The organism is Pseudanabaena sp. UWO310 (assembly GCF_006861605.1).
GTDB lineage: Bacteria > Cyanobacteriota > Cyanobacteriia > Pseudanabaenales > Pseudanabaenaceae > Pseudanabaena.
In genome coordinates, this window is sequence record NZ_SELU01000105.1 from 1 (window position 1) to 10,145 (window position 10,145).

General features: G+C 44.9%; 7 protein-coding genes. 3 read left to right on the forward strand and 4 right to left on the reverse strand.

The features are described 5' to 3' along the window. Positions 1 to 76: 76 nt before the first annotated feature. A complete protein-coding gene (locus PseudUWO310_RS22060; RefSeq protein ID WP_143190507.1) occupies positions 77 to 532 on the forward strand; it encodes a (2Fe-2S) ferredoxin domain-containing protein in 456 nt (151 codons plus the stop codon). Positions 533 to 574: 42 nt separating this feature from the next. Here the strand turns inward: PseudUWO310_RS22060 and PseudUWO310_RS22065 are convergent, their stop codons facing one another. Then, positions 575 to 1,933 (reverse strand): hypothetical protein, encoded by a 1,359-nt coding sequence (locus tag PseudUWO310_RS22065; RefSeq protein WP_143190509.1) that lies wholly within the window; start codon positions 1,931 to 1,933, stop codon positions 575 to 577. Between the two features lie 1,068 nt (positions 1,934 to 3,001). Between PseudUWO310_RS22065 and PseudUWO310_RS22070 the strand changes: the two genes are divergently transcribed. Both PseudUWO310_RS22070 and PseudUWO310_RS22075 read left to right on the forward strand, forming a co-directional pair. Then, on the forward strand, positions 3,002 to 4,255 hold the full coding sequence (locus PseudUWO310_RS22070; RefSeq protein WP_143190510.1) for a M16 family metallopeptidase: 1,254 nt from the start codon (positions 3,002 to 3,004) through the stop codon (positions 4,253 to 4,255). A gap of 190 nt (positions 4,256 to 4,445) precedes the next feature. Further along, positions 4,446 to 5,594 carry a cysteine desulfurase family protein gene (locus PseudUWO310_RS22075; RefSeq protein WP_143190515.1) on the forward strand — a complete coding sequence of 383 codons (1,149 nt, stop codon included), beginning with the start codon at positions 4,446 to 4,448 and terminating at the stop codon, positions 5,592 to 5,594. 83 nt (positions 5,595 to 5,677) lie between these two features. Here the strand turns inward: PseudUWO310_RS22075 and PseudUWO310_RS22080 are convergent, their stop codons facing one another. The 3 genes from PseudUWO310_RS22080 to PseudUWO310_RS22090 all read right to left on the reverse strand — a co-directional run bounded on the left by PseudUWO310_RS22080 (position 5,678) and on the right by PseudUWO310_RS22090 (position 9,729). Continuing rightward, positions 5,678 to 6,658 carry a beta-fructosidase gene (locus PseudUWO310_RS22080; protein WP_143190512.1) on the reverse strand — a complete coding sequence of 327 codons (981 nt, stop codon included), beginning with the start codon at positions 6,656 to 6,658 and terminating at the stop codon, positions 5,678 to 5,680. Between the two features lie 134 nt (positions 6,659 to 6,792). Then, positions 6,793 to 8,658: a phosphodiester glycosidase family protein gene (locus PseudUWO310_RS22085; protein WP_223805810.1), complete on the reverse strand. Its 1,866-nt coding sequence runs from the start codon at positions 8,656 to 8,658 to the stop codon at positions 6,793 to 6,795. Positions 8,659 to 8,670: 12 nt separating this feature from the next. Continuing rightward, complete coding sequence (locus PseudUWO310_RS22090; RefSeq protein WP_143190514.1) at positions 8,671 to 9,729, reverse strand: NADP(H)-dependent aldo-keto reductase; 1,059 nt, start codon at positions 9,727 to 9,729, stop codon at positions 8,671 to 8,673. Positions 9,730 to 10,145: the final 416 nt, after the last annotated feature.

The window sequence follows — 10,145 nt, forward strand, 5'->3', positions numbered from 1 at the left end:
ATCCTATAGGTAAGGATGGGCGACGCTTTGCGTCACCCATCCTTACCATATAATCAGTCTTTTTATATTGATTCCTATGGCATTAGATCCAGACATTCTTACCCCCGATCCAGCGATCGCCGAGGAGCTGATTCTAGAATCCACCGATCTAGAGCGGATTCGTCAAGAGTTAGCTGTCCTTGCTCAGAAATTATCGATCCCTCAGATCGAAAAACATTTATTTCTATGCGCCGATCAGACTAAACCGATCTGCTGTCCCAAGGAAGCAGGGCTGCAAGCATGGGACTATCTCAAGCGCCGCATCAAAGAACTCAATCTCGAAGCAAAAATCTTTCGGACTAAAACTAATTGTCTGCGCGTATGCGATCGCGGACCAATCTTGCTGGTCTATCCCGATGGTGTTTGGTATCATTCCGCAACACCAGAGTTGCTAGAGCGGATCCTCCAAGAACATATTATTGGTGGCACAATCGTCTCAGACTATGCCTTTGTCGCGCCAACCATACCTACAAACTTACCTACAGCTATATAAGAACTATAGTAGTAAAAATTTCTTATTTGCTGGTTTACCGGCCTATTGAGAAAGGGCGGCTTTGCGAGATTCAAATAGCTGTAAAACTGCCCCCTTAATGGTTGACATCACATAGGGATCGCAACTTGCAATTAATTCTTCAGAGGTAAAATTACCTTTAAAAAACTCCTTGGATAGTAGCAGCATCCGTTGCATTTCCGAAAATCCGAGAGACTTAACCATAAAAGTAGCCACGGGTGAATTCTTGACATCGTAACTAGAATCAACCGTTCTCCCTTTATCTAAAAGCTCTAATACCTCAGCTTCAATCGGCGTTGAGGGCTGATGGGGCGTATCGATTTCGGGTAAAAATTGTTCTAAGCCGATCACTGGCGTATCTTCGAGCGGTAGCTCACCCATCATCGTGGAGAGGGAAATGTCTCGCCCAATCCGAAAGGACAATGCTTCTAAAACAGCGATCGAGGTTAATTTTGTGCCTAAGTACAGCCTTGACACTTCCAAGTTTTGCTTGGTTTGAGCGAGGAGCTTGTAATAGTTTTTTTCGCTAGGCTCATCCCGATAGCGTCTAAAGACAATTTCGGGGGAAAGGAAGTTCATAAATCCTTCCATCTTTTGGATAGAAACTCGATAGCCATGCACGCTATAGGAGTTAACATTCTTCAGATCGTGATTTGTCTCTGGAATTAGATTCCAAGTGTTATTGAGAAATCGTGAAGAATTAGGGCTAGCAAAGTTTTCGACATCGCGGTTCGAGAGCCGTACGGCTCGTTTGACAATTTCCGCGATTTCGGGATCGCTCCAGCCAAACTGAAAGACTTCATTTGCCTCAACTAAACGACCAAATAGGAGATCGGAACAGGTCAACCCAGATTCTAGTTGCGGGCGAAAAGGAATAGTGGCTTCGATACAAGCTGCAATCTCAGTCAGTCTTGTTAAGGGCAACATATTTTCTAGCGCTTTTATTGCAATTAAGGCGCTAAGAAACTCATTTTGCCCAGACATTGGTAATAGGGGCTGTCCATGCTGAAAGCCGAACAGCATGATCACCATCTTAAAAGCGACATCTTCTTGTAATTCGGGAGGCTCAAGAATGACGAGCTGCTCGCGATCCTGTTTGATGTAGGGAGAAATATACCGACTGATATTCACGCTGATGCCTTGATCGACTTGTACATACACCAGATCATGAAATAATGCCGATATTACCTCGATCGCATCGCCCCCTTCCCCCACTTCAAAAATGTGATTGGGCGTATGGAAAGACCGCCAAGGACCAGTCATGGTCTGAATAATCAAATTGGAGATTTTGGTCAATTGCTCTCGGTTCGCCTGACCATTTAAGTCTGCGATCGCTTGAATTAAGCAATCTAGACATTTTTGTTTATCCTTTGCAGTACTCATCCAATCCTCTCCGAATTTAACATCTTCGTGTTTACAGCATTTTTCCGAGCATCTCAACCACAAAATGTTGTTGATATAGCGTTGTTTTAGTTTGTTTATGGAGAACTAAAACGGCAAAAGCTTTACAGGGTTTAATTTTTTGCACTTGACTCGGGAGCCTTGATTCCCTTGAAAAGGACTATAGCCTAGACATTTAGTGACCAGTACCTGATGATTTGTCGTTAATTCGTGGATATTTATATAAGCGCATTGCACTAAAGGCTTTATGTTGCATAAAACTTAAACCGAGTTGTATTGATGGCTGATTGGATTTGGTTAGTGTTGTCCAAGTACTCTAAGTAATTCAGGGGTAGACAAAAGAGACCACTATCTATCCTTAACATATTAATACGGCTCTCTAAAGATGACTGAAAATCTAACATAATCTGTCGATCTATCAGCGTAAGTAGTAGATTTTCTCAACCATTACTCATGATTCATCAAGTTTGAGCTTATGTATATCGTTAGTTTGGCTTGCAAAAGCCAGTAGAATCTAGCTTTTTGCGATCAAATAGGGGGGAGCGTGGTAGTCAAGTATCCAAGTATCAAGTATCCAAGTATCAAGTATCTAAGTATCAAGTATCTAAGTATCAAGTTGCAGCAAGAAGCGTCGCACCTCATAAAGATGGGCGGCGCAAAGCGCCACCCATCTTTACCTATGCAGTTTAAAGTATCGCGATGCGAGACATTATTCACATTTATTTTGGGAAAATTTTTGGGGAAATTTTGGGAAATTTGGGAATAGCTATTGTCAGCCCTATGTTGACGGTTTTATAGCTATTGCCTGTACTAGGACATAAACCCCAAGAATTGAGTGGCGGCGCGAAGCGCCGCCACTCAATTCTTGGGGTTTGATTTGTCCTAATTCAAGTGACTGTAGCTATATGGTCAATAGCTAGGAATTGCAACGTCGTCGCTATTTTTTGGGTTTTATGTCCTGATGATATACTTGATGCAGCTATCAATCGGGATAGCTATCAATCGGGGAAGACACACTTGCCAATAATGTCACCAATAATGTCACCAGTAATGTCAAAACGAATTAGCGATCGCTTGGTGCTATCCAATGGCATTGTGGTTTTAGTAACCGAAAACCCCACCGTAGATATTATTGCTGCGCGTTGCTTTTTTGCGGGGGGAGAAATGGTTGAAACCTCTGAAAAATCAGGGCTAACGCACCTAGCAGCTTCGCTGATGACAAGGGGAACCACAAGGTATTCTTCCCTCGAAATTGCGGAGCAGGTAGAGTCTATTGGTGCATCCCTTGGTACGGAATGTTCTAGCGATTATTTCTTGTTGTCATTAAAAACGATTACTGCGGACTTTCAAGATATGTTGTTACTGGGGGCGGAGATTTTACGATCGCCCAGTTATCCCGATAGCGAACTCGATCTGGAGAGGCGTTTGACCATCCAATCGATCCGAGCGCAGCAGGAACGTCCCTTAACTATTGCCTACGAGGGTCTACAACATTTGATGTATGGGGATCATCCCTACGGCTTTTCTAGCCTTGGTACGGAATTGTCGGTTAGTAATCTTACTCGGCAAGATCTCGTTGATTTTCACCATACCTATTTACGCCCCGATCAGATGGTGGTGAGCATTGCAGGGAATATCTCGATCGATCGGGCGATCGCAATGGTCGAAGAAGCCTTTGGCGATTGGCAAAACCCGACCCAATCCTTTACGATTAATACTCCATCACCCAACTTTCAACCCTTGCTCGTTACCCACGAGCAGGATACTCAACAGGCGATCGTCATGATTGGCTATCCTGCCCCCTCGGTCAGTTCTCCAGACTATGCCGCCCTTAAAATTATCTCGACCTATCTAGGCAATGGTTTATCGAGCCGCTTGTTTGTGGAACTGCGGGAAAAGCGGGGACTTGCCTACGAAGTATCAGCCTTTTATCCTACTCGTCTCGATACCTCACAATTTGTTGCCTATATCGGTACGGCTTCCCACAATACGGGCACAGCGTTGACAGGTTTGCGCCATGAATGCGAGCGCCTTGCGACAGTACCAATCACCGAGGCTGAATTAGCAGTTTGTAAAAGTAAGCTATTAGGACAATATGCTCTTGGCAAACAAACCAATGGTCAGATTGCTCAGGTATATGGTTGGTATGAGGTAATGGGCTTAGGTTTAGAGTTCGATCGCCAATTTGTGGAAGCGATCGAAGCGGTCACTGAAGCCGATGTCCAACGGGCTGCCCAAAAATATTTTGGAACGCCAGCGATTTCGGTAATTGGTTCGGGAGAAGCTTTACAGCAATTAATCTAATAATCTAGTAAGTAGCTAAGAGAGAATACCGCCCGCGTAGCGGGCGGTATTCTCTCTTAGCTACTCATACCAAGTTAATAAATGGCGTAGCCATTTATTAACTTGAAAAACCTTACTGGGTTTGGCTTTTAATTTACAAAAGTGTTGTCACACTTTCGTGAATTGGTATAATGCACCTAGTAATGCACAGATAATGAAAAGACCGATTTACCTAGATTGTCATGCGACGACCCCCGTTGATGAGCGGGTATTAGCTGCCATGTTGCCTTATTTTTGTGAAAACTTTGGTAATCCCGCTAGTGTCGGTCATTTTTATGGATGGGAGGCAGAAGCAGCCGTTAAGTTAGCGAGGGAAACGATCGCTCAGACCATTAATGCTACCCCTGAAGAAATTATTTTTACCAGTGGCGCAACCGAAGCCAACAATCTCGCACTTAAGGGCGTGGCTGAGGCTTATCACCTGAAGGGGCGACATCTGATTACCGTTCAGACGGAACATAAGGCCGTACTAGATCCCTGCGCCTACTTACAATCGCTTGGGTTTGAGGTTACCTATTTACCCGTCAACTCGGACGGATTGATCGATCTACAGGATCTCGAACGTGCGCTCCGTGCCGATACGATTTTAGTTTCGGTGATGGCAGCTAATAATGAAATCGGTGTATTGCAACCGATCGCCCAGATCGGTCAGATCTGTAGATCCCACCAAGTCCTATTTCATAGCGATGCGGCGCAAGCGATCGGTAAAATCCCGCTAGATGTAGAGGCGATGCAGATCGATCTGCTATCCCTCACCGCCCATAAAATCTATGGAGCCAAAGGGATTGGCGCATTATACGTGCGTCGTCGTCAACCGCGAGTGTCCATTGCCCCACAGTTACATGGGGGTGGACATGAGCGGGGAATGCGATCGGGAACTCTCTATACACCGCAGATTGTCGGCTTTGCGAAAGCGCTAGAAATTGCGATCGCTTCCCAAGAGGAAGAACAGCAAAAGACTCTATTTCTCCGCGAACATTTATGGCAAAGGTTAAGTGAATGCGATCGCATCATTCTCAATGGTCATCGCCAGCAAAGACTAGCAGGCAATCTCAATATCAGCGTTAAGGGAGTTAACGGACAGGCTTTAATGCTCGCTCTCCAACCCATTGTCGCCATTTCCTCTGGTTCGGCATGTACTTCGGCAAAAACTACGCCATCCCATGTCTTGATAGCTTTGGGACATTCTCAGGAGTTAGCCTATGCTTCCATTCGCTTTGGCATTGGTCGGTTTAATACTTTCGATGAAATCGAAATAGTGGCAGATCATTTGCTCGCATCAGTGCGATCGCTTCAATAGGACGAGTCAAAACCCCAAACAAGAGTGGCGGCGCGGAGCGCCGCCACTCTTGTTTGGGGATAAAACCGACTCAAGCGTGACAGCTATATTCCCAATTCGTTGATGTTAAAGCTATATTTGGAGAAATCGCGATCGACATGCTTGAAGTTCGTCTTTACCCCACTACGACGAATGCCACCCTCCTGAGTATCAAATCCGACAATTTCTCCATCTAGTTCTGGAATTACTCGACAGGCATACAATCCATATTTTTCGGGCAATAAGACATGGGGAATACCACTAAACTTTCTAAAATTACTGCTCGTAAATCCCTGCAAACCGCCAGCTTGCCTCGTGGCAGCCGCAAAGTCATTTTTTGCCCAAGTCGAAAAGACTAATTCATATTTACCTTGGGAATCTTTATATAGTTGCGGTACTTCCATTTCTGAATAGGAGCAGGGGCTTAAGATCGGATCTAAATATTCCCATTCTCCTTTGGACAGATTATTATCTTTCAGTCTTAACAATCCCACTACGCCATTACGCCCGATCGGTTCTTTCGTTGACTTTGCGGATAACAGCATATATATCTGTCCATTATCTTGAAATAGGAATGGATCGCGCCAAGCATGGGTCGATAGATCGCCGAGGGAATTTTTAAGCTGATAGCAATATCCAGGAGGAATTTGCATCAAAGAAAGTTGCCAGCGATTACTTAAAATGTCCTCGGTATAGGCAACTCCAATGTTTTGAGTCATACCATCATCTAATTCTCGATTTCTCGAAGTATAGAACAGGAGAAATCCATTTTTGATCTTGATAATATCTCCACTCCAAATGGAAGTGTTTGCCCAATGGTGCTTTGGAGGTTTTAAAATATCAAATTCTTTTTCTCCGCTCCATTCAATCCGCAGGAAGTCTGAAGTAACTGCATATCCTACGCAGGCTGCATGATGGTGCTTTGCCGATGGCACCAAAATCTCATCAGCATTGAGATAAAACAAGTGATATAAGGCTGTTTTGGGATCGAAATAATACCAGAAATCCCATACATATCGATAGGGATGTCGCATTGATGGAAACATAAAACCTGTTTACAATTTTGTAAAGGATGAGGAATTGATTGGTAGCTTTTAATTCAAAAAAATAGCAATGCTACTAATCTCCAACTAATACCAATTCACGAAAGTGTGACAACACTTGCGTGAATTGGTATTGCTTAAAATTGTGGTTTTGAGGGAGGAGGAGCAATAAATATGGCGATCGCATTATTAACTGGTGCGATCTCCGTTACCGAGCGATTGAGAATTTCGCCACCGAGAAAGAGGGTAGAAGAACTACCACCATCAAGGTTGAGCGCATCCACTGCCCCTATTTTTTTGAGAACTTCAGCAGTCTGGAGGAGATTGGGCGCAACCCCGTCAGGGGCAGCTTGAACTGTCGCAAGGAGCAGTTTACCTTTTTCCTTAGTTGTGGCGATCGCACTGCGGTTAGCCGCCTGAGTATCAAAACCTGCTTGAAACTGTTCTACTTTTCCGTCTAAAGATAAGCTTCCATTTTTGAGTAGTAGTGGACCTGCCCCAATTAGATTGGGAAAGCTGGCAAACTTGTCAGGAATGAAGGCTTGCCGACCGCGAACGGTCATCCCCACGGGTAATTGATTTGCCGCATCAGGCGTTTGTCTTGCCACTAGGACATAGCCATCACTGGGAATGGCAACCTGTCCGACACCGACGGCACTGCCCTGATATTGAGCCGTGACCCGATCGCCTCGTACCACAATGATCAGTTCGTTTTCGGTAAGCGGAGTATACAGGCTACCCCAATTGGATGTATAGCGAGCAATTCCCCTTTGTACGTAACCGCTATTGAGATTAGTAAGGGAAATTTTTGCCTGATTTGCCGTACTGATTTCTTCATTGAAGTTGAGGCGATCGACGATCGCGTCACCCTGCTCGTTCCAAGCGATCGCGCCTCTGACTAGCGCCGTTCCCGCAATCCACCGATTACCTTCTCGAATTGCGCCTACGGGTAACTTGCGAATGCGGTTAAAAAAGCCCCCATTGATTGCACCGATCGCTTGAGACTGTTCCACCATTTGCGGCAATGGCATTAAACCCATGATGCCTTCAGGTGAACCTTCGGGATTGCTCCAAATGGGACGTAATCTTAATCGCGGGGATTTCAAATCGACCTCTAAAGCCGTAACTGAGAATTTAATGGTCTTAGGCTCCTTATCTGTTTTGGGCTTGTTGGGAATTTCGACAACCCGTTCAATTCTCCGCAGCCCCTCAGCCCACTGCACCGTCAAGCTAGGGGGAATATAGTCCCGCCGCAGATCGATGACTAGTTTCGGGGATGGACTACTGAGCATCTCGATCGCAGGTTGGATCGATTCATTCAACAGAATCTGAATTTGGGTCGATTTCCCCATTGGCAATACGTTAACCGATTTTACCAAGTTCCCCGCGATCGCATTGGAGCCAATGGGCAGATCGGGTGAAACTTCCGCTGATACAAAGATCGTGATCGTATTACCCTGCTGACTGACTCGCCAAGGTGTGCGCCGACTGAGATCGATCGCTATGCGATCGCCCCAAACCTGTTTGCTTCGGCGCAGAGATTGCATTTGGGCATCGGGGGTATAAATATTGAGAGTAGTACCTGAGATTTCTGTCCGCCATTGCTCGGTAAATGGGGCGAGGGAGAGATAGCGCCATCGCCCCGTATTATCAAAGGTAACCTGTGAGAAGGTGGGACTCGAAAACCATCGCAGTCTTTGGCGATCGGCTTTGTCTGAATCCATCATCTGTACACCTAAACCACCCGTTAGCCAGTCTTCTTGTACGTATAGGTTTTGCTGTCCTTGCTCGACTTTCTTGATCCAACGCCCCGACCAAGTCTGTCCATTTAACTGGATGACATTGCCGCTATCCGCGATATTGGCAGAGATTGCACCGTCAGCAATGAGAATTTGACAGCTAACAGCAGTAAGAAGGGGGATTAGCGCTTTACGGTAGGTCATTTTCATGATGCGAATGAGGTTTAATACGTTATCTCCCAGAGCAGGGAGATAGGATTGCACTGAATTTATTACTCAAGGTGCTGGGTTAAAATAACGGGCGTGGACATTATCGATTTCTGCCAAAATCTCAGTACTGAGCCGCACATTAGCACTGTCGATATTTTCCTGAAGTTGTTCCATTGTCGTTGCACCGATGATTGTACTTGCCACAAACCAACGACTTCTTACAAATGCTAAGGCTAATTGGGTAGGAGATAAATCATACTTTTGTGCGATCGCTGCATATTCCGCAGTAGCTGCGCGGACATTAACCTTGTTATAGCGTTGACCAAAGTTAGGAAATAGACCGATCCTAGTATGGGTATTGGTTTGGTCACCTTGGAGATACTTGCCTGACAGATGTCCAAACCCAAGGGGGCTATAGGCGAGTAAACTCACTCCCTCGCGAAAACAAGCTTCGGCAAGGTGACTGTCAAAGGTACGATTGAGAAGACTGTAGGCATTTTGAATTGATAAAATCTTCGGCAAATTTAGTCTTTTGGCGGTATGACTAAATTCACAGATTCCCCAAGGAGTTTCATTACTGACTCCCAAATAACGAATTTTGCCTTCCTTTATGAGTTCGGCAAAGGTTTCTAATTGCTCGGCAATGGCGACCATTTCTCGCTCTTGCTGGGGATCAAAGGCTACCTGTCCAAACATCGGTACGTTGCGATCAGGCCAGTGAATTTGATAGAGATCGATGTAGTCAGTTTGTAAACGCTTGAGGCTATCATCTACGGCTTGTAAAATATTTTTGCGACTTAAGGCGGCGATCGCATCATCACGCAACCAATTGTAATTGCGTCCCGTACCAATAATTTTAGTAGCTACAATTAATTTATCGCGTTGTTGCTTGATGCGAGGCTGAGCTAACCATTCACCGATATATTGCTCGGTTCTGCCCTGAGTTTCTGCTTTTGGCGGCACTGGATACATTTCGGCAGTATCAATAAAGTTCACCCCCTGCGCGATCGCATAGTCTAGTTGTTCGTGAGCCTCAGCGATCGTGTTTTGCTGACCGTAGGTCATTGTCCCTAGGCAAATTTCGGACACCAAAAGATCGCTTGAGCCAAGCCTTTTATATTCCATGTTTGATGTATATATACCGCAAAACCAGAATACTACAGTGATTTCCGATTTATACGATTTATAAGTACGTCAGTATAATTAAATAATCAAACCAGAGCCTGTGCCGCCCGCGCAGCGGGCGGCACAGGCTTTTAAGTTTTAGGTTTATTTATACTTAGCTAAGTAGCTAGGCGCAATTAAATATAAAAAACCAAAATCTGTAGCGCATGCGCAGCGTGCGCTACAGATTTTGATTCTGGGTTTAATACCAATTCCCAAAATGGCAACGCCATTTTGGGAATTGGTATTAAATAGACTTTATCGGAAATAAACAAAAGAAGTTGCTAAAATAGGTGCATTTCAGAAAATTGCAAGTTAGAAAATGCTGTCATACGCCAAACTAAAAAATAAACCTCGGATTCTACAAAGTTTGACAG